Source organism: Pseudomonas sp. LBUM1671 (assembly GCF_059695685.1).
This window is the reverse complement of record NZ_CP166782.1, coordinates 3874533-3895137: the sequence shown is the minus strand read 5'-3', so window position 1 is coordinate 3895137 and position 20605 is coordinate 3874533. Positions and strand designations below refer to the sequence as shown.

The 20605-nt window shown below is 60.8% G+C and carries 18 protein-coding genes; all 18 read right to left on the bottom strand.

Annotated features, from left to right (window positions below; genetic code table 11):
* Positions 1-255: 255 nt before the first annotated feature.
* Positions 256-1191: an IS110 family transposase gene (locus tag ACA060_RS17885; RefSeq protein WP_497312172.1), complete on the bottom strand. Its 936-nt coding sequence runs from the start codon at positions 1189-1191 to the stop codon at positions 256-258.
* A 515-nt stretch (positions 1192-1706) separates the two neighbouring features.
* Entirely contained in the window at positions 1707-2399 is a 693-nt protein-coding gene (locus tag ACA060_RS17880) for an N-acetyltransferase (protein ID WP_497312170.1), read from the bottom strand.
* Between the two features lie 115 nt (positions 2400-2514).
* Positions 2515-3306, bottom strand: a complete 792-nt coding sequence (locus ACA060_RS17875) for a ChbG/HpnK family deacetylase (protein ID WP_497312168.1) — start codon at positions 3304-3306, stop codon at positions 2515-2517.
* Positions 3278-4495 (bottom strand): GNAT family N-acetyltransferase, encoded by a 1218-nt coding sequence (locus ACA060_RS17870; protein WP_497312166.1) that lies wholly within the window; start codon positions 4493-4495, stop codon positions 3278-3280. Before ACA060_RS17870 ends, ACA060_RS17875 begins: the two co-directional genes overlap by 29 nt.
* 4 nt (positions 4496-4499) lie before the next feature.
* A complete protein-coding gene (locus ACA060_RS17865) occupies positions 4500-5189 on the bottom strand; it encodes an N-acetyltransferase (RefSeq protein ID WP_497312164.1) in 690 nt (229 codons plus the stop codon).
* Between the two features lie 86 nt (positions 5190-5275).
* Positions 5276-7195: a hypothetical protein gene (locus ACA060_RS17860; RefSeq protein WP_497312162.1), complete on the bottom strand. Its 1920-nt coding sequence runs from the start codon at positions 7193-7195 to the stop codon at positions 5276-5278.
* Positions 7192-8496 carry a lipopolysaccharide biosynthesis protein gene (locus ACA060_RS17855; protein ID WP_497312160.1) on the bottom strand — a complete coding sequence of 435 codons (1305 nt, stop codon included), beginning with the start codon at positions 8494-8496 and terminating at the stop codon, positions 7192-7194. Before ACA060_RS17855 ends, ACA060_RS17860 begins: the two co-directional genes overlap by 4 nt.
* Entirely contained in the window at positions 8493-9494 is a 1002-nt protein-coding gene (locus ACA060_RS17850) for a polysaccharide deacetylase family protein (RefSeq protein WP_109632899.1), read from the bottom strand. Before ACA060_RS17850 ends, ACA060_RS17855 begins: the two co-directional genes overlap by 4 nt.
* Positions 9495-9506: 12 nt before the next feature.
* Positions 9507-10643, bottom strand: a complete 1137-nt coding sequence (locus ACA060_RS17845; RefSeq protein WP_497312158.1) for a glycosyltransferase — start codon at positions 10641-10643, stop codon at positions 9507-9509.
* Positions 10636-11604, bottom strand: a complete 969-nt coding sequence (locus ACA060_RS17840) for a glycosyltransferase family 2 protein (RefSeq protein WP_497312156.1) — start codon at positions 11602-11604, stop codon at positions 10636-10638. Before ACA060_RS17840 ends, ACA060_RS17845 begins: the two co-directional genes overlap by 8 nt.
* Positions 11601-12968 carry an O-antigen ligase family protein gene (locus tag ACA060_RS17835; protein WP_497312154.1) on the bottom strand — a complete coding sequence of 456 codons (1368 nt, stop codon included), beginning with the start codon at positions 12966-12968 and terminating at the stop codon, positions 11601-11603. The genes ACA060_RS17840 and ACA060_RS17835 overlap by 4 nt, the downstream gene beginning before the upstream one ends.
* Positions 12965-14053: a glycosyltransferase family 4 protein gene (locus tag ACA060_RS17830; RefSeq protein ID WP_256597444.1), complete on the bottom strand. Its 1089-nt coding sequence runs from the start codon at positions 14051-14053 to the stop codon at positions 12965-12967. Before ACA060_RS17830 ends, ACA060_RS17835 begins: the two co-directional genes overlap by 4 nt.
* Entirely contained in the window at positions 14050-15642 is a 1593-nt protein-coding gene (locus ACA060_RS17825; protein WP_497312151.1) for a GumC family protein, read from the bottom strand. The genes ACA060_RS17830 and ACA060_RS17825 overlap by 4 nt, the downstream gene beginning before the upstream one ends.
* A gap of 17 nt (positions 15643-15659) precedes the next feature.
* The gene (locus ACA060_RS17820; protein WP_497312149.1) at positions 15660-16685 is read right to left on the bottom strand and encodes a polysaccharide biosynthesis/export family protein; all 1026 of its coding nucleotides are present in this window, start codon (positions 16683-16685) and stop codon (positions 15660-15662) included.
* A gap of 22 nt (positions 16686-16707) precedes the next feature.
* Positions 16708-17355 (bottom strand): CpsD/CapB family tyrosine-protein kinase, encoded by a 648-nt coding sequence (locus tag ACA060_RS17815; protein ID WP_497312148.1) that lies wholly within the window; start codon positions 17353-17355, stop codon positions 16708-16710.
* A complete protein-coding gene (locus tag ACA060_RS17810; RefSeq protein WP_109632885.1) occupies positions 17356-18102 on the bottom strand; it encodes a sugar transferase in 747 nt (248 codons plus the stop codon).
* Positions 18099-19157: an NAD-dependent epimerase gene (locus ACA060_RS17805; protein WP_109632883.1), complete on the bottom strand. Its 1059-nt coding sequence runs from the start codon at positions 19155-19157 to the stop codon at positions 18099-18101. The genes ACA060_RS17810 and ACA060_RS17805 overlap by 4 nt, the downstream gene beginning before the upstream one ends.
* On the bottom strand, positions 19154-20506 hold the full coding sequence (locus tag ACA060_RS17800) for a UDP-glucose dehydrogenase family protein (protein WP_497312145.1): 1353 nt from the start codon (positions 20504-20506) through the stop codon (positions 19154-19156). Before ACA060_RS17800 ends, ACA060_RS17805 begins: the two co-directional genes overlap by 4 nt.
* Positions 20507-20605: the final 99 nt, after the last annotated feature.

The following is a 20605-nucleotide window of genomic DNA, read 5'->3' as shown; positions in this document are numbered from 1 at the left end:
GACCGAGTCGCGGCCATCGCTAGCAGGCTAGCTCCCACATCGGAACGTCGTCGAACACAAAATCTGCGTGCGCTGAAGATCCACTGTGGGAGCGAGCCTGCTCGCGATAGCTATCTGTCAGTCACATCAATGCTGAATGACCCACCGCCATCGCGAGCAGGCTAGCTCCCACCTTTGAATCCCGCCGTACACAAATGCCGTGTGCGCTGGAGATCCACTGTGGGAGATTCTATGTTGCCCGGCAACCCTGAATTCTCAGGCTGACAGGTATTCGCTCTGATTTTTCATCAGGGCAAATGCCACTCGACAGAGCTTTCGGGCCAAGGCAACCAAGGCCTGGGTTTTCGAGAAGCCTCTAGCCAGGTATGCCTCGTAAAACGGCCTCCATTTAGGCGAGCGACACGCCGCCATTGCGGCGTTGTACGCCAAACGACGAACCTCCGGATCTCCTTTTTTGGTCAGGTACCGCTGCCCATTCTTCTTGCCGGAGTCTTCGACTGCCAAGTCCATTCCCAGGAATGCGATGAACGCATCGCTGTTCGCAAAATCGCCCCGCATAAAGGTCGTCGCCAACCCGGTTGCGGTCAGTTCCCCAACGCCTTCGATGGCTTTGCAGCGATCAATATTCGCCTCAATTCCCGCCTCTTTGCTGACCTTGCGCAGCAGTTTCTGAATCGCCTGATCCGCTTGCTTGAACGCCTTCTGCTGAGCGACCTGCACTTTCTTCAACAAGGGTTCATTGGCCCAACTCAACATCAGCCCAGCATGGTTCTGGATCAGCGTTGCACGTCTGTGAAGCAGGCTTTTCAGCGAGCTGTAGGCCTTGGGTGGCGGGCTCCAGACCCGCAGTTTGCTTTGTTCATTCTCCAGGTAACGCGCCAGCAAACGCGCATCGCAGGGATCGTTCTTGGCTCGTTGGCCAACGCCACGGCGGTAATGACTCACGCGATAAGCATCCACCACGTAGACCTGATGACCCATCTCATGGGCCAGCTCTACCGTGTCCAAGTGGTAGATGTTGGTGGCTTCAACGGCGATAGCGCTTTGGGCAGGCAGGGTTTTAAGCCAACGCTTGAGGGCGGTTCGATCGTTCTTGATGTCTTGAATGATTTGCAGGTCGGTGCGATAGACAGCAATTTGGGCCTTGGCGATATCGATACCAACAACCGTCTGCGAAGTAAGGATTGTCATGACGAATCCTCGGAGCTAGGGTTTAAGTGCTTGTTGGGGTCTACCGTTGCGCTGGCTTGTCTCTATCGTCGGTTTACCGATGAATTCCTTATCGGCGCTTTGGGTAGAAGGGGCGGGACGAGAAGTCTCCCACAGTCTGTACTGGTCAGAGTCAGAATCGAGTCTGTAGTCCCACCCACCCCTTCAAGTCTAAACATACAAGCGAGCCTGCTCGCGATAGCTATCTGTCAGGCACATCAATGCTGAATGACCCACCGCCATCGCTAGCAGGCTAGCTCCCACCTTTGAATCCCGCCGTACACAAATGCCGTGTGCGCTGAAGACCTACTGTGGGAGCGAGCCTGCTCGCGATAGCTATCTGTCAGGCACATCAATGCTGAATGACCCACCGCCATCGCTAGCAGGCTAGCTCCCACCTTTGAATCCCGCCGTACACAAACTCTGTGTGCACCGGAAATCTCCTGTAGGAGCGAGGCTTGCCCGCGAAGGCCGCAACGCGGTCTGTCTATCAGAAATCAGGCGCTGGCCGCCCCCGTCACCACTGGCCGTCCCGGTTTGCGCAGCGGATCAAGCCGTGAGCCGGTGTAGCGGGTTTCGCGGTAGAAGCGCCAGCGGCCGAACAGGCCGTAGACGTGGGTGACGCGACCCTGTTCGTGATAGCCCATGCGGATGTGCAGCTTGAGGGCTGGGATGTTGTGGGTTTCGCAGACGTCCACCACCTTGTTGCAGCCCTTGGCCGCCATTGCCGCCCAGAGGTCTACCTGAGCATCCACCGACAGGCTGGTGCCGAAGTAGGGGCGGGACATTTCGCCGCCGAACTCGAAGAACTCACCCGGTTTGACCGGGAACCAGCAGCCGTAATAGTGACGGTCGTGGTAGTCGCGAATGCTGCCCCAGATGAACGCAACCGCGTGGCCTTCTTCGTCCAGATACATGTGCCCGGTGTGACCCTCGGTGGCGAGTTCGGCCATGGTCTCGACGCGGTCACCAAAATGCTTGCCGAAAGCGCTGGCGTTTTCCGGGGTGATGGTCACCATGCGCAGGCCCGAATAGGGACGCAGTTTGTGCGGCTGTACCGGGCTGACCAGGTCGCGTTCCATCCATAAAAGCTCCCAGTGGAAGAACACGTAGCGTTTCCACAGCGTGTTGAACGTACGGCTCAAGCCCTTTTGTTTTATGCGTTCGCGAAGCTTTTCGATGATGCTCATGACGCTCTCCTTAGCCTAAGCCAGGGTGTGGGTGGAAACGCTTTTGTTGTGTATAGATCAAGCTTGAAAGTTCATATCAAAGCGCCAGCTCGGAATATGTTGCAACTTATGTAACTCATTCGAGGGCGGCTTCACCCGTCACCAGATGGCGGTTTGCAGCGCCGTAGGAAACCCGCGGTACACCGTGCAGGTGCCGCTCTAGAACAAGGGTTAGCGACTCTTCCGCGGGCAAGTAGGCATCACCGAAATCCGCGCCCAATTGAGTCGGATGAGCCATGATTTCCAGCAGACCGTCGGTCGGCATGACCTCATTGCGCAGGTCCATCGGATTACACATATAATCCGCGGTCGCACCCGCCAGGCTCTGCAAACGATTATTCAGCAAGGTCTTGAACACACGCTTGGGCAAGCTCAAGTTATGCCCCAGATTGCGCGCAACGCGCACGGGCACACCTTGGCTGGCGGCGAAGCGGGCGACGATTTCACCGATGGGCCAGATGTTGTGGACATGCTGATGAGAGTCGATGTGGCTCGGCCGTACGCCGTTGTCCACGCAGCGTTGCCATTGCGCCTTGAGCTCCTCCAACACCGCATCGCGGTCCCGGCGGCTTAGCCAGAAGCGGTGGCGGGGCAGGTTGAGATCGAATACCCCGTTGCTGTCGCAGAAGTTCGTTCGACCCAGGATCGACTGGCTCAACGGACGCCCGTACGTGAGGTTGAAATGCAGGCCGATCCGGTCCTTGAGCAACGGATGCTGGGCCATGACGCACGCCGCTTCGAAGGCCGGCATATTAGCCATGGCCGTGGCGGAGCTGATCACCCCGGCCTGGAAAGCACCGAGGATCACCGCGTTTTCGCACGGGCTGAGACCGAAATCGTCAGCGTTGACTATGACTTGGCGAGGCATGGTCGATCTCCCTGTTTGTGTCGGTTGGTGCAGCCGCTTTGACCACCGGGGCGACGGGGTTCGGTTTGGCGGCAATAGCCGCTGCCTCACGTTTGGCTCGCCGTTTCTGCAACAAGGGTTTGAGCCGCTGCCAGAGTCTCAAGGCCAGGCCCAACGCCAGGCCGCTGGGGCGCCAGGAATAGAAACTCCAGCGCCAGTGTTCCAGTTGCCCGGTCATGCGTTCGTGCAGTTGATGACTGGAGTTGTCGAGGCTCACCCGCGAGGCGTCGATCCAGCGCCAGTGCTCGTCCAGTCCCCAGCGAATCCACTCTTCGAGCAGCACCCGGCCGCTGCCCAGATCGGCATATTGCGGCAGGAACGCCAGGTTGTAATCGTACAGCCGGCCCTGTTCCAGCAACCCGAGGCGGTAACTGATGCAGCGCCCGTCCAGTTCCAGCACAACGACCCGCACCAGCCCCTGTTCGGCGAGGGCAGTGAAGGCTCGGTCCATCCATTGTCGGTGGCGTTCGTCGGCGAAAATCCCGACGCCTTCATCGCCTTTCCAACTGACCGCTTCGACTTCACTGATGGCCTGCAACAACGGGCCCATGGTCGACGCATCGGGGGTGATCCGCCGAACGACAGCGCCACACGCCGCAATGCGTTTGCGTGCGCGGCGCAGTTTGTAGCGCGGGTCACCCGAGACTTCCTGGTGGTCCGCGTCGCTGATCACGTGCACCGGCACCCGGCAGCTGAGGCGTCGTTCACCGGTCGAACTGTGGCTCATCCACTCGGTCAGCGCGCTTTCTTCGCCGACCGGTTCCGTCAATTCGTTGAGTTGCAGCAGCGCATGAGGCAGTTGTCGACGGATCTCGATCAGTGCCTTGCGGATATTTTCCGAGTCCGTTTTCGCAAGAAGCGCGAGACGGTCGGCGAGGGGGTAGCCAAGGTGATGCAGCACGCGAAACGGCAGCCTGGCGAAACGTTCGACAGAGGCCACCAACGGCAAACACAAGACCAGCTCATGACCCTGCCAGCCGAGCAACACGTGCAAGCGTTGCCCGGTGGTCAGTGCCTGTTCGGACGCGCGCATCCAGGCCAGGGTGTTGAACGGCGTGTGGTCCGTCACGCGCAGACGCAACGCTTCATAAGCCGTTTCCGGGAAGTCAGCGGCGCACAGCGAAGTGCGCCATTCGAATCGTGCTGCCATAGGGTCAGGTCACCGCTGCTGTGGCGGGTTCACGCGCCGGTTTGCGCAAGGCATCCAGGCGTGAGCCGCTGTAATGGGTTTCGCGGTAGAAGCGCCAACGGCCAAACAGCTCGTAGACGTTCATGATCCGCCCTTGTTCCTGGTATCCGGTACGTATGTGCAGTTTGAGGGCAGGGGTATTGTGGAACTCACAGACATCCACCACCGTGTGGCAACCCTGGGCCAACATGGCTTTCCACAACTCCGTTTGCAGGTCCATCGACAGCGCGGTGCCCCAATACGCGCGGGTCAGCTCGCCGCCGAATTCGAAGAATTCACCTTCTTTCACCGGGAACCAGCAACCGTAATAGTGCTTGTCGTGATAGTTGCGTGCCGCGCCCCAGATGAAGGCCACTGCGTCGCCCTTATCATCCAGGTGCATCTGCCCGGTATAACCTTCGCGGGCCAGCTCGGCCATGGTGTCCACGCGGTCACCGAAGTAACGGGTGAAGGCCACGGCGTTCTCCGGGGTGATGGCGACGACTTGCAGCGGCGGGTAGGGCCTGAGTTTGTAAGGCGGCACCGGGCTGACCAGATCGCGCTCCATCCACAACAGTTCCTGGTGGGAAAACACGTAGTGCTTCCAGATTTTAATGAGGGTGGCACGCCAGCCTTTTTGTCTGATGTGTTGGCTGAGTTTCTGCAATACGCTCATGTTATTGACTCCTGACGGTCTGTGCCGTGAGTGGAGTGATGCGAGGTGCGGCCAATGGCCGGGGTCGCAATGCAATACTTGGCAATTCATGAGGCGCTCCAGCTTAGATTGAACAGGGTCCGTCCTGGCAGCTCGAAGCTGACGCGACCGTCCTGACAGTTGAATGGCGCGTCGCGAGCTCGGTTGTCGGCGCCGAAGTAACGTAATGAACCGTTCGCCAGCGGACACTGGACTCCGGTCAGGGACACACGCTGCAAGCGCGTGGCTTTATTGACACCCAGAAGGCTGCGCTTCTTTTCCTCGGCCATGGCCAGCACGTCGACCTCGAAGGCGTCGTTATCGAGGAGCATCACGTCGTGCAGCCAATGCTCGCGGATGAACTGCTGAGCCAGGCCCACAGGCTTGAGCTCAAAGCGATCGGCGCCGAGCACGCGCAACATGCCTTTGGGGTAGTTCGGCTCGTCAGCGGCCTGGAACCAGCTCAGCATTTCCAGCAAACCGTCCTGGGACGAGTTGATGACGACCGACGCCCACCACATCGACGCGAAGTGTGTTTCCTGATCGTAAGGACTGAGGCTGGAACCGCTGGACATGTTGGTCTGGTCCAGCAGCAAGGCTTTGCGCGGCCGACCCTGGGCGTCAAGGCCGACCAGCTCGGCAGCGCGGCGCACGCTGTCACGGTAGACCCGTGTCGCCAGCAGGTCGCGAATCATCCATTCGTGCCAGGCCAGGGCATCGATGTTGTCGCCGGACTCGGCCAGCAAGCGTTTGGCCCAATCGATGCCGCGCTTGTCGGCGGCGTTGTCGGCAAACGGGCCGTTGACCAGCCGCGAACTGGCGGGCATGGCAATGCGCACGCCGGCCTTGGCATTGGCGGGGTTGCTGCGCACCTGCCGGGCCATGCTGTTGAAGATGCTTTGGTAGTTGGCGTAATCCGGGTAGTTGAGGTTCGGCTCATCGGCAAAACCGATGTAGTGCGTGCCTTTGCCGCCAAGGGCCCGGGTCGATGCAAGCCAGGCGTCGAGCCCGGCGTTGCTCATGGTGTCGGCACGCAGGTCCGCCTGGCGTTGGCTCCCGGCTAACAGCGTGATGTCCTGGGTGATGCCGAAGCGGTCCTGATACAGCCGGCGGAAATCATCTTCGTAATGCGGGTTCTTCGCCGTGATGTCGACGAAGCTGTAGTAAGTCCCTGCCTGTGGCTTGAGTGCATCGAGCATTGCATAACTCGATTCCGGCACTTTGACGTAGGGCAGAGCGATGCCGAGGTTCGGGGTCGGCCCCAGTACTTTGTTGTGCAACGTCAACCGGACCTGGCCATCGTCCTCGCGCAGGGGCTTGAGCTGCTGCGGGTTCTGGGCGAACAGGTTGGCGGTGCCGTCGAGCCAGAACGCCACTTTGCCGCTGCCTTGCAGGCGCAGGCGCCAGACCTGTGGCTCGGTGGTGACGGGCAACTCGACCTTGTCGAACTGCCAATAGCCTCGATACGGTTTCAGCGCCAGCGCCACTTGTTTGCCGTCGCCCACGCGTTGCGCTTGCAAGGCGCTGACGCCGCCGTGGAACTTGCCGGCGAGCACCGCGTGTTCGCCCGGCGCCACTTTGAAGTACAGCTCATCACCATTGTGGGTTTCGGCGCTGAAATGCACCTTGGCCGGGGCGAACAACGCTACCGTGTGTTCGTCGTGTTCAACACGGTAGCGACGGAAACTGTAGCCCGGGATTTCCAGTTGATAGCTGGACGCACTCGGCGTCAACGGCCAGCTCTGACTGCCGCGCGATTCACTGGCGGCGATCAGACGCTCGCCCTGCAATTTGCCCTGGCCATCAAGCAGGTACAGGCGTTCTTCGTTGGCATCCGCCTGCCACGCCGGCGCCCAGCGAATGGTCAGGGTGTCGGGGCGATCCGGTTGCAGGTACAGGCTGCCGTCGCGAATGTCGGCCCAACGCATGGGCGCCGCCTGGGCGCTCAGCGTGAGGCCCAGACTCAACAGCAGCGCCAGGCGTTTCATGCCGACTTCCGTTGCAGCATCTGCAGCATCGGCGCTACATCGCTGGGCAGGATGATCAGGGTTTGCCAGACCGGCACGCCGCTCAACCGGCAGTACATCACCAGCAGCGCGAGGGTCACTGCGACGTAGGCGATGGACGATGCCGCCGCCGCGCCGACGATCCCGTAGGCCGGAATCAACACCAGGTTCAGCGCCAGGTTCAGCAGCGCACCGAGGCCCATCAACAGCGAGATCGTGCCGGGACGGTTTTTGCCCAGCAGGTCCAGGCGCAGGATGCTCGCGTAGCACAGTCCCAGCAGGCCCGGCAGCAGCGCCAACAAGGCGGGGTAGGCAGGCTGATAGGCCACGCCGAACAGCGTCACAATCAGCCATTCGCCGATCACGGCCATGGTCACGCAGGCGCCGAGCATCACCGTGGCAGTCAGGCGCAGGGCCAGCGGCGTCACTTTGTCGATGCCTTCTTCCTGTTGCAGCAGGCGTTTCATCAACGGTGTGGTCACCGCTTCCGGGACGATCAGCAGCAATTCGGCAGCGGCGCTGGCCATGGCGTAATGACCGAGCGCGGTGCTGCCGAGCAAGGCGCCGATGAACAGGTAATCGGAACGCAGGATCACTTGCTGGAACAGCAGGTCCGGATGGCTGCGGGCGCTGTAGCGCAGCAGTTCATTCTGACTGGCGCGGTCCCATTGCAGTTTCAGGGGCTGAGCGCGTTTGAGCCAGAACCAGCCCGCCAGTACCACCAGGCTGATGCCTGCCAGCCAACTGATCAGCGCCGCTTCCAGCGCCGAGTCTTTCCACATCCAGAACAAGGCGAGAAACAGCAGCAGCGGCGCCAGGGATTCCACCAGGCGCAACACGTTGAATGCCACCACGCCGCCGGAGGCGTTGTGCAACGTCAGCAGTCCGCTCTTGAGCACCGTCAGCGGCACCGCCAGCAGCAACAGCCAGGCGAGCAGGCCCAGTTGCGTGGTGATGTCGAGTTCAGTGCCGAACTCGCGCACCAGAGCGACCACCAGCAAGGTCAAAAGACCGGCCAGCAAACAACCGAACACCAACACCTGACTCAGCAGCAACCCCATGGGCCGTTGCTTGGCCGCCTGAAAACCCACCGCCGAATTCAGCCCGCCGCTGGTGGCGGCGCTGATCAGGTCGGGCAGGGTGCTGAGCAGGGCAAACAAGCCCCGTTCGCTCGGCCCGAGGATTCGTGCGAGCAACACGTTGCGCATCAGCCGCAAACCGATCATTGCCAGTTTGGTGCCCATGCTCAGGGCCAGATGCTTGAGGTAATGGCTGCGGCTCATGCGCGTGCCCCTCGGTACAGGCGCCACGAAAGCAGCTGCGGATTACGCGCCACCCGTTGACTGACGCCGAAGCGTGGCAAGTTCAAGGGATCGTCGCTGCCCCGATAAATGCCGGTGCCCGTGCCCAGGGCAAACGGGAAGTCGTGGTCGGCCACGTGTTCACGCACCCGCGCATCGTTGTCGCCGTTGGGGTAGCAGTAAACCGGCAGAGGCCGGTTGCAGCCGTTGTGCAAGGCATCTCGGCTACGGCTCAGTTCTTCATGCAAACGCTGATCGTCGAGGCCGGTGAGAATCGAATGGCTGGCGCCGTGCGGGCCGAACCGCACCAGTCCCGAGGCTTCCAGCATGCGCACCTGATGCCAGTCCAGCGCCTGGGGCAATGACTCGTCCGGGCACTCATCGGTCAGGCGATTCAGGTCAGCAGGGCTGAGGGTTTTCAGGCTTTGCAGAAAGTGCAGCAAGGCCAGGCTGCGACGCTCCATATCCAGTTCATCAAAGGGCACCGGCAATGGCCGACCGAGCTCTTTCAGGCAGTCGATCAATTGCATCCGGGCCCGTTCACCGTAGCTGCCCCAAAGTGTTTCGCCGATGCTTTCCCACCAGAACCGCTGACGACTACCAATGAAATCGGTGGAGAGAAAAATACTCGCCGGCACCTGGTATTTTTGCAGCAGCGGGAAGGCATTCAGCGCATTGTCGCGCCAGCCGTCGTCGAAGGTCAGGGTGATTTTCGGGCGATCCGATCTCACCTTGCCGGGTTGCAAAATGTCCATCAACGACACGCAGTCGAAGTGTTTTTTCAGCCACACCAGCAAGTGTTCGAAGGCTTTCGGCCCGACACACAGCTCATTGCGATGGGGCAGTTCGGCGGCGTGGTCGCTGGCCAGCACCCGGTGCAGCATCAGGATCACACCGGCGCCTTGCAGTTGATTGCGGCCCACCGGCGAGTTGAGATAAAGCCAGCCACTGGTACGTTTTAATAGTTGTTTGATCGCCATGGCTCAGTCCTTTCAACGGTTTTGCTCAGGGTTCCACTGGGCGTACCGCTGCCCCCGCAGGAACTGCCACAGACCGATACTCATCCCGGCCAGGGTCACCAGAAGGAACGCGGCGAGGCGGAAGGGTTTGGGCAACCGGTGTTGCGAATCCAGCAGGCCGGCGATGGCCACGGCGTAACCGAGCAGCTGCGCGACCAGGCTCAGGCGATAGAAACCGTGTTCTTCCCACAGCCAGAAATTGCTCAGCAGCAGCGGCAGCAACAGGATCGGCGCCAGTCGGCGAATCAACTTGTGGCTGATCAAGGCAATCGAATACAGGCCATGCTTCAGCGGATTGAGCAGCTCGCTGCGCTGGGCCAGGCTTTGCAGACCCCCGACGGTGACCCGCTGACGACGACGGAATTGTTTATCCGCTTCATCGACGCCGTGGTCGATCACCTGTGCCTCGGGCACATAGACAATGCGCTTGAACGCCACTGGCGCGCAGGTGCTGATGAAGAAGTCATCGTTGACCTCGGCCGGCACGTCCTGGAACAACTCCCGGCGCAGGGCGAGCAGGGCGCCGTCGGCGGAGACCATGCAGCCGGTGCGATTTTCGACTCGGCGCAGCCAGCCTTCGTAATGCCGATAGAGGCTGTCGCCGATGCTCAGGCCACCGCCGGTGACCGGGATCACCATGTGCCCGGCGCAGGCACCGACTTGCGGATCGCACAGCGGCGCCAGCAGGTGCCCGAGGGTGTCGCGGGACCATTGGTTGTCGGCATCGGTGAACACCAGAATATCGCAGGTGCTCAACGCAACGCCGGCATTCAGGGTCGCGGCCTTCCCCTGGCGGGGCAGGTCGAGAATAGTGATGCGCGGGTCGATGACCTTGCGTGCACAGGCGACGGTGTCATCGGTCGAACCGTCGCTGGCCAGAATGATCTGCAGCGAGGCCGGCTGATAATCCTGGGCGAGCAAGGTGCGCAGCTTGTGTTCGATGTGCCGCGCCTCGTTGTGCGCGGCAATCACGATGCTGATGTTCATCGGTTCAGCTATTGCGTGACTCCGCGCCGCAAACAACGGCGCCAGCACTGTCAGCAGCAGCGGATAACCCAGGTAGGCGTAGACCGGCAACAACAGGCACAACCAGAAAATGAATTCAGCCACGGGCAGGCCTCCTGGCTTTCCAATGACACAGACTGAGGATGAAGGCGGCGCCGGCCAGGTGCAGACGCAACCAGTGCAGGCCCCAGAGTTGTAAGGTCAACAGCAGATCGCGGTGTTTGAGGGTCTGGCGCATGCTCAAGGCGAGCGCCGGAATACTGGTCAGGAACACCATGAGCACCGCATGATGAGGGAAGCCATCAAGCAGCGCGGAGATGGCCAGGAAATCCAGGAACCAGGCAGCCAGTGACATCAACGGGAAGCGCAGCAACCGCAGACTCATCCCGTGGCTGCGCAGGAGCTGCAGATGACTGCCCTGGCGCCAGAATTCCTTGCCCATCCATTCACGCCAACTGCACTCATACCCCCAATGCAGGGCGACGGTCTGGTTGACCGAGAGCAGGCGCGCGCCCGCGTGCGAAAGGCGCATGGTGAAATCCTTGTCCTCGCCGGTGCGCAGGTTTTCATCAAAGCCACCGACCTTGTCGAACCAGGGGCGGCGCATCAACAGGTTGGAGCTGGGCAGCCAGCGCACCGTTTGCACCGTCTCGTTGTTCGGGCGCAAGGTGCGACGTTGCCAGGCGTTGGCATACCACGGGGCTTCGGCCGGCGTGTGCAAATCCAGTCCCAGGACGTCGACCTGAACCGCAGGCTCGATTTTCAACAACAGCGTGAGCCAGTCCTCGGGCATCTCGACATCGGCATCGATGAAGGCCAGCCATTCGCCGGTGGCGACAGCGGCGCCGCGATTGCGCAGGGCGCCGATCAGCAAGCCCGGCAGCACCAGCACTTGCGCGCCCAGTTGCCGGGCAATGTGCGGGCCTTGGTCTTCGGAGCCGTTGTCGGCAACGATCAGTTCACATTCCAGCCCGGCGGCGATGGCGGCGCGTTGCGCAGCCAGCAAGGTCCGGGCGATGTGATGGGCTTCGTTGTACATCGGGATGACAATACTGACGCGGCTCATGCCTTGGCCTCCACGAGTGGGCTTTGTTCGGCTTTCAAACGCAGCACGCTGGTCAGGGCGAGCATGATCCACACGTACTTCTGGTTGGGTGCGCTGAGGAACATCAGGAACAGGGCCAGCGACAGAAAACTCATGCTCAGGTGCGTCAGCAGATCCGCTTGCTCGCGGTTGCTTCGCTGTATCCATGCACGACGGGCGCAGACCAGGTTGTACAAGCCGAGGCCAAGCATGCCGACGAACAACAGGCCGGCGGGAATCCCCAGTTCACTGAAGATTTCCAGGTAGGTGTTGTGGGCGCGACGGTACAGGTCACCGATTTTGCGGTTGGCCGAAAACGCCTTGGCGTAACCGGTGGTGGCGTAGTGCAGCGGGAACGTGCCGGGGCCGGTGCCCAGTAGCGGGTTCTCGCGAATCATCTCGCCGCCGACCACAATGTATGAGGCGCGACGGCCGAGGGATTGGTCCTGACTCTTGGCGCCGGCGCTCAAGATGCTCAAGGACTGAATGCGCTCGATGTACCCCTTCGGCATCGCATAAAGGGCCAGCGGAATCACGATCACCAGGCCCAGCATGGCAAACCCCAGATGCCGTGGACGGATGCGTTTGAGCTCGAGGCGGTAGTGCCAGACGCCGATCATCAGGCTGAGGAACAGCACCACCAGCCCCGAACGGGATTCGGTCTTGGTCATGCCGCCCAGCAGCAGAATGCAGCAAGCGACCCAGAACAACCGATGCAAAAAGTGCGGACTGCGCACCACCAGCAGCAAGGCGAGCGGCACGGCAAAGGCGATCAGCATGGCAAAGGCGTTCGGGTCTTCCAGCAGGCCGGCGGCGCGCCCCTGGTCCTGATATTTACTGGAGAACATCGCCAGCACGCAGGTCGCCGTGACGCTGAGGGTGACCATTTTGGCGAACAGGTCCATGTTCAGCTCGCGGCCGATCAGCAGGGTGATCACAAACAGCACCAGGCCGACACTCAGCTCCCGCAGATGCGCCATCGACATGCCCATGTTATCGGTGTTGATCACGCTCAGCAGGTACAAGACCATGAACCAGATCAGGTAGCGCCAGATGTTGCTGCGCAGGCGTTCGGAGGGAATCTGGTGGATGGCCAGTTGCAGCATCAGGATCACGGCCAGTGACGCGCCGAGGAACTTGGTGCCCGACAGCGAACTGTCCTTGAAGAAACCTTCGAACGGCACCAGCGCCGCAATCCCGAGCAAACCCCAGGTGGGTTTTCGGTAAAGCAGCGCGACACCGACCAGGCCCAGCACCGCCCCCGGCGCCAGAAACGGATAAGGGCTGGCCAGCAAACCGAGGGAGACCAGGCCGAACAAACTGACGATCGAGAGCGGAAAGATCACGCGCGTGCCTCCCGTGCAGTACGGAGATAAAGTTGCGACCAGCGTTCGGCCAGGGCCTTGAGGTCGTAACGGTCCAATTGCGTACGTTTTGCGTTGTCGATCAGTTCGCGAGCCATGGTCGGTTCAGTCAGCAACGAACCGATCTGGCGGGCGAGGGCGGCGCTGTCGGCGGGTGTCGCCAGCAGGCCGTTGTGTCGGTCTTGCAGCACATCGGGAATCCCGCCGACGCCGAACGCCACCACCGGCACGCCGGCTTGCATCGCTTCGAGCAGAATCATCGGCGTGCCTTCGGTGCGCGAGCTGATCACCAGCGCATCGAGTTGTCGCCACCACACACTCATGTCGGTCTGATAACCGGGCAGGGTGATGCGGTCCTGCAAACCCGCTTCGTTGATACGCGCCAGCAGCGTTTCCCGTTCCGGGCCGTCGCCGAGCATCACGGCGTCCAGTTGCGGGTGTTGCCGGCAGAGTGGAATCAGCGCATCGAGAAAAAAGTCCGGGCCTTTTTCACTGCTCAGCCGCCCGACATAACCCGCCAGCCAACGCTGGCGGCCCACGTTGTGCGGCGGCAGTCCGGGAGCCGCCGGTAAACCATTGGGAATTACTTGCAGCTTTTCCGCCCTGACGCTGGCCTGGCGGCACAACACGGCGATGCTTTCTGCGACGCAAACCACGCGATTAACCGACGCAGTGCGGCACAGTTGCAGGCTCAGCCAGGTATAGAACTTCTGCTTGCGACTGCGCGGTGTGAAACCGTGCTGCGTAATCACCAGCGGCAGGCGCAATAGCGTTGCGCCCACCCAGCCAAACAACAGGCCCTTGAAGTTGTGCGTATTGATCAACGGCCGTTCTGCCCGGCGCTGGCGCAAATGCGCCAGCAGTTCCCCCAGCCCCGCGCAACCCCGGCAGTCGACCCCCGCCTGGCGAAACCGCGCGATCAAGTCTGGCGGCGCATCGAGAAACAGCACTTGGTGCTGCCCCGGCGTCGCCAGGCAATGGTCCAGCAGCATCCGCTCAGCCCCGTAGAAGCCGCCGCTGCTGAGCAAATGAATGATCGGCAGGGAAGGGATGAGCGGCGCGTTCAATTGCGCACCCAATGCACGAGGCCAGGCACGGACCAGTTGCTGTGCGGGTTGGTCGGATCCGCGTTCTGATCGTTGATCACCAACAGCACCGGCAAGCCCAGTTCGTGGGTGATTTGCGCTGGGTGTTTGAAACGGTGATCGAAGAACTCACGCACGTAGACCAGGGCGATCGCCAGCAAGAGACCGGTGAACAAGCCGAACGGAATGATCAGCATCGGTTTCGGGAACGCCGCTTCGGTAGGCTCATACGGCGGGCTGAGCACCCGTGCGTTGGACAGGTCGTTGTCCAGCGAGCGTGCACTGCTGCTTTCGGCGAAGCGCTGGGCATACGTCGAGAACGCCGCGTGCAACGCGTTGATCTCGGTGTCCATCTGCCGCAGCTTGCTCTGGGTTTCCTGCAACTGGTGGATGCGTTCCTTGAACTCGGCAATGCGCTTGGTTTTCTGGTCGATCACCGAGCTGACAATCGCCAGGTCAGTGTTGCGCTCCTGAATCCGGTTGCTGACCACTTTCAGAAACTGCTGACGGGTGCGGGCGATTTGCTCGCGGGTCAGCAACATCGGTTCGCTGCCGGGCTGGAAGATTGCCAGGTCGTTCATGTAGCGGCTGACCTGCGTGGTCAGGGCTTCACCCATCTGTTTGATCTCACGATCCTCGAACGCCACATTGTCCACGGTGGTGGTGAAGGTGTAGGGGAAGGTGTAATCGTTGAGTTTCGAATTGCTCGCCGCGGCCAGGCTGGTTTTCAGGTATTCGAGCCAGCGTTGGCTTTGCAGCAGGCGATCGCGGTACAGGTTGAGCGCTTGCTCCTCGGTGTTGATGGCGTTGAGGCGGAAAGTGATTTCTTCCTTCGGATCGGACGAGCCGACCGCTTCAAGCAAGCCCAGCCGAGTGCCTTCCAGGCCATCGAGACGCACCTGGTATTGCTTCTTCTTGGTTTCGTAGAACGACTGTGGCAAGTCGATCGATTGCAGTGCCTGACGGCTGGTCAGGTAGTTCTGCAGTAAGGCGGCGACAAACTTGGTGCCCTGTGCCGGATTGTCGAAGCTGTAGATGATGGAGATCACGTTGGAGCCTGGCAGGGTCTCGATTTTCAGACTGTCCATCGCCTGTTGAGTCAGTGCATCCAGCGCCGTGTCGCGCACCGGATCTGTTTCCAGGCCCAGGGCGTCTTTCATCGGGTTGATCACGTATTCGCGCAGCGGCGTGGTCACGTACTGTTTGAACGGCTGGGTCACCAGTTTGTTGAAGACGCCAGGGGTGGGCGTGTACTCACCCTTGTCGCGCAACTCGCTGATGGTCTGCCGGATCAAGGCTGGCGAGCGCAGGATATTGCTCTCGGTTTCCATGTCCGCCAGGGACGGTGGAATGAAAGAGGCGTTCTCCTGGTTGAGGGATGTGGTGGCGTCTCCCTGTGAGAGTTTTTTGGATTGCACGATCACCTGGGCGGTGATATCGAAGCTCTGTTTGAGCATCAGCGGCAAGACCAGGGCGATCACTGCAAAGATCAGGAAGACTCGTTTCACCAACTGCTTGTTGGCGAAAAAGATCCTGAAGAACTCGTGCAGGTAGTTTTCCTTTGGATTCATGGTCGGTCACCTGAGAGTTAGTTGCTGTCACTGTCTTTGTTGTCGACGCGGTAGCCGAAGCTGAAGCCCACGCCCTGGAACAACACCACGTCTGCCAATTGCCGCGCGAGTTCACCGGCGCTGGCCAGTTTGGTCTTGGGCACGTAGAGCATGTCGTCCGGTTGCAGGTACGCAATCTGCGACGCATCGCCGGCCAAAGCCTTTTCGACGTCGTAGCGCACGGCCTGCACCTGGTTGCCATTGCGGCGCATGATCATCACCGAATCGAGCCGCGCCTTGACGTTGGAGCCTCGGGCCAGGGTCAGCGCTTCAAGTACCGAGACCGGCCGGCGAATCGGGTAGGAACCCGGTTGGGCCACTTCGCCCAGCACATAGATTTCGTTGCCGGCGGTGGACTTCAGCAGCACGTCGACGGTCATCCGCCCTGGCAGCTTCGCGTAGCGTTGGTTGAGGAAGGTTTCCAGTTGATTGACGGTCATGCCTTGCAGCGGCACCGCGCCGATCTCCGGGAAGCTGGCGTAGCCGTCGGTGCCCACGGTGATCTCCCGGCTCATGCCGGTAGCGGGGTGGTTCAGGGCACTTTTGAGGTTCGACTCGTTGCTCAGCGGGCTGATGACCTGCACGGACAACTGGTTGCGGTTAGGCTGGAACAGCTGTTTGCGCTGGTAGGCGCGCTGGATTTCCTCACGCGCCTGTTCGGACGTCAGCCCGGCGATTTTCACCGAGGTGTTGGCGCCCGGCAGTTCAATGGTGCCATCGGGCAGCACCAGTTGATTGCCGTTGAGCTGGCTGGCGGCGGTGAAGTTCAGGCCGATCTGGTCACCGGACTGGATGCGGTAGGCGTCCGAGCCGCTGGTGCTGATGTGAAAGATCACATCCAGCACATCCTGTGGCCGCAAGGTCTGTTCGATCTTGGGCATGTCGGTGGCCTGGGCGTTGGCCGGTGAGGCCGTGAGGATATTCACCGGCATGGTCTGGGTTTCGGAAGTGCTGGAGCAACCTGCAAGCGGCAGCAACAGCAGGACAAGCATTTTGGCGTTCATGTCGTCATCCTTTGGCGATTGCTTACAGGTTTTTGTAGAGCCACTTAGGCATGTAGTACTTGCGCCGGTTGAACACGCTGCCGACCAATTTCGCGCCGGCCTGGGTCAGGCGCTGAACCGCCGCCTGGGCCACTTCCCAGCGCGTGTCTTCGGAGCGCACGACCATGATCACGCCGTCCACCTGGGTGCTGATGATCATGGTGTCGGACGCGGAGTACACCGCGTCGCCATCGATCACCACAAAGCGATACTGACTGCCGAGTTGATCGAGCAACGGGCCCAGGCGTTCGGGTGTCAGGTGTTCGGTGCCGCGCACATACCGGCCGTTGGGCAAGATGTGGAAGGGCAGGCTGGACACGTTCACCACGCAGTCCTGCAACAGCGGCGGGCTCTGGGTGTTGAACAGCAGGTCGCGAAAACCGCGCTCCTTGGTCAGCCCCAGCTGCTGCGTGAGGTTGGTCGCTGACTGGCTGGCATCGACCAGCAATACCTCGCCGCTGCTCATTTGCGCCAACTGACTGGCCAGCGCCAGAGCACTGGTGGTGGTGCCTGCGCCGGGGTTGGCGGCGGTCAGAAATAGGATCCGCAGATCTTGATCGAGCACGGTCGAAGTCAGGTTGGACTCGCTCGGGTTGGCAATGCTTAGGCTTTTGGCTGATGAACCGTCCATTTAACTCGCTCCGTGGCCGCTGAATACTTTGAAGGGGGTTTTCAACAGGATCTTCAGATCAAGCAACAGGCTCTGCTCGGCGATATAGCTGAGGTCCAACTCAACGCGCTGGTCGAAGTCGATATTGCTGCGCCCGGAGATCTGCCACAGGCCGGTCATGCCGGGGTAGATGCTCAGGCGTGCAAGGTGGTTGTCCTTGTAGCGGTAGGCGTTGAACGAGGTTGGGCGCGGGCCCACCAGGCGCATGTCGCCCATCACCACATTGAACAGGTTCGGCAGCTCATCCAGGCTGCTGCGCCGCAGGAAACCGCCGATGCCGGTGATGCGCGGGTCCTTGTCGATCTTGAAATCGATCGCGTCCGCGCCATGCTTGTTCAGGTGACGCAAGGACTCCTTGAGCTCCTCGGCGTTGGCCACCATGGTGCGGAACTTGTACATGCCGAACTTGCGACCGCGGTAGCCCGTGCGCTTTTGCACGAACATCACCGGTCCCGGGCTGCTGAGTTTGATTGCCAGTGCCAGGCCCAGCAGGATGGGCGAGATCAGCAGCAGAATCACCAGCGCACCTAAGCAGGCGACAACGCGGTTGGTGCGTGACAGTGTCCATGGCCGACCGCCGTCACGACCGGTCATCCAGCCACGACCCTGCATATGGATCGCGGTATCGAGGCGCATTCGGTGCTCCGGGTCCAGGCGCTTGTCCCGGCGCATCTGTTGCAGGGGCACCGTTTTTTCATGTCCAGTCATAGAATCCTCCGCTGAAGTTCAGCCGCTAGCGGCGCGTGGGCGATAGGCAGTGGGTAGTAATCACGGAACCAGGCGATGAAGCGCCCGAGTCCCTCATCCAGCTCGATACAAGGCTGAAATCCGGTTGCCCGAGCCAGGTCACTGGCATCGGCGCAGGTGTTGAGCACGTCGCCCGGCTGCAGCGGCAGCAACTCGACGAGGGCTTTTTGTCCAAGGTGTTTTTCCAGCAGCGCCAGGTAATCCTTGAGCTCCACCGGGTGTTGGCCGCCGATGTTGAAGATCCGCCACGGCGCCATGCTGCTGGCCGGGTCCGGTTGTTCACGGTCCCATTCGGCGTTGGCGTGCGGTGGACGTTCGATCAGGCGCGCGATGCTTTCGATGATGTCGTCGATGTACGTGAAGTCGCGCTGGTGCTCGCCGTAGTTGAACAACTTCAGCGGCTGCCCTTCGGCAATTGCCCGGGCGAACTGGATCGGCGACATGTCCGGCCGACCCCAAGGCCCGTACACGGTGAAAAAGCGCAGACCGGTGCAGGGAATGCCGAACAAGTGGCTGTAGCTGTGAGCCATCAGCTCGTTGGCTTTCTTGGTCGCGGCATACAGCGACAGCGGATGGTTGACGCCATCCTTCACCGAATAAGGTGTGTGCTGGTTGGCGCCGTACACCGAACTGGACGAGGCGTAGATCAGGTGTTTGACCGGGTGGTTGCGGCAGCTTTCGAGGATGTTGAGGAACCCGCTCAAATTGCTGTCGAGGTAAGCCCGAGGGTTTTCCAGCGAGTAACGCACCCCGGCCTGGGCCGCGAGGTGAATCACCACCTCGGGTTGTTCACGGACAAACAGGGCCTCGATGGCCGGACCGTCGGCCAGGTCAACCGTCGCGAGCTGGAAAGCGCCAACCTGCTCCTGCACCCAATCCACGCGGTCGTGTTTGAGTTGCGGGTCGTAGTAATCGTTGAAGTTGTCCAGCCCGCACACATCGTGCCCGTCACGGATCAGCCGCAACACGCAATGGGCACCAATGAAACCGGCCGCTCCGGTGACGAGAATCTTCATGGCCGCGGCGCCTCGGGAACAATGTGCCGAAGGCCGATGCCGCTGTAGTGCAAACCTGCTGCCGCCACCTGTTCCGGGTTGTAGAGGTTGCGACCGTCGACGATCACCCGCGAACGCAGTTTGCTCGCCAGCAAGTCAAAGTCGACCACGCGGAAGTTCTTCCACTCGGTGCAGATCACCAAGGCGTCGGCATCTTCCAGGGTGTCATCGCGGGTGGCGCACAGGTGCAAATTGTTGCGGTAGCCGTAGATGCGCCGGCATTCAGACATGGCTTCCGGGTCATAGGCCTGCACGCTTGCGCCTTCGGCCCACAGCGCTTCCATCAGGTAACGGCTGGGGGCTTCGCGCATGTCATCGGTGTTGGGCTTGAACGCCAGGCCCCAGATCGCGATGGATTTGCCGGCCAGGCCGTTGGGGAATTGCGCTTTCAGTTTGCTGAAGAGGATGTGGCGCTGGCTGTCGTTGACGTCAGTGACGCTACGCAGCAGACGCAACGGCATGCCGTTGTGTTCGGCGGTGTGCAGCAGGGCGCGCAGATCCTTGGGGAAGCACGAGCCACCAAAACCGCAACCCGGGTAAATGAAGTGATAACCGATGCGCGGGTCCGAACCGATGCCTTTGCGCACCGCTTCGATGTCAGCCCCCAGCAGTTCGGTGAGGTTGGCCAGTTCGTTCATGAAACTGATGCGCGTGGCGAGCATCGCGTTGGCCGCGTACTTGGTCAGCTCGGCACTGCGGTTGTCCATGAACATGATCTTTTCATGGTTGCGGCAGAACGGCGCGTAGAGCTCGCTCAGCTGGCCGCGGGCTTCCTCGTCGTCGGTGCCGACGATGATCCGGTCCGGGCGCATGCAATCGGCGAGGGCGCTGCCTTCCTTGAGAAATTCGGGGTTGGAGACCACCCGCACATTCAGGGCGCTCTTGCCGCGACGAAGCAGTTCTTCGTTGGCGGTGGCAGCCACTTGGTCTGCGGTGCCGACCGGCACGGTGGACTTGATGATCAGGGTGCGATCGGCCTCCATGTAACTGGCGATCTGGCGGGCCACATTCAGCACGTGGCTGAGGTCGGCGGAACCGTCTTCATCGGCGGGCGTGCCGACGGCGATGAAAATCAGCTCGGCGTGTTCGACCGCATCGCTGGCCTGGGTCGTGAACAGCAGACGACCGGCCTTGATGTTTTCTTCCAGCGTGCCGGATAACCCCGGTTCGCTGATTGGCGGGACGGCCTGTTGCAGTTGCTTGATCTTGTTAGGATCGATGTCGACACATAAGACACGATGTCCGACATCGGCCAGTGCCGCTGCTTGTATCAGGCCGACGTAGCCCGTACCAAATACGCTCACGTCCATATTGGCGTGCCTCGTAAGACGGTTGAAAGAACTTAAATAAGACTGTCAAAAGGGGTATAGCCCAGCGTTGGGAAAACGTGTCAGCAAAATGACATGTTA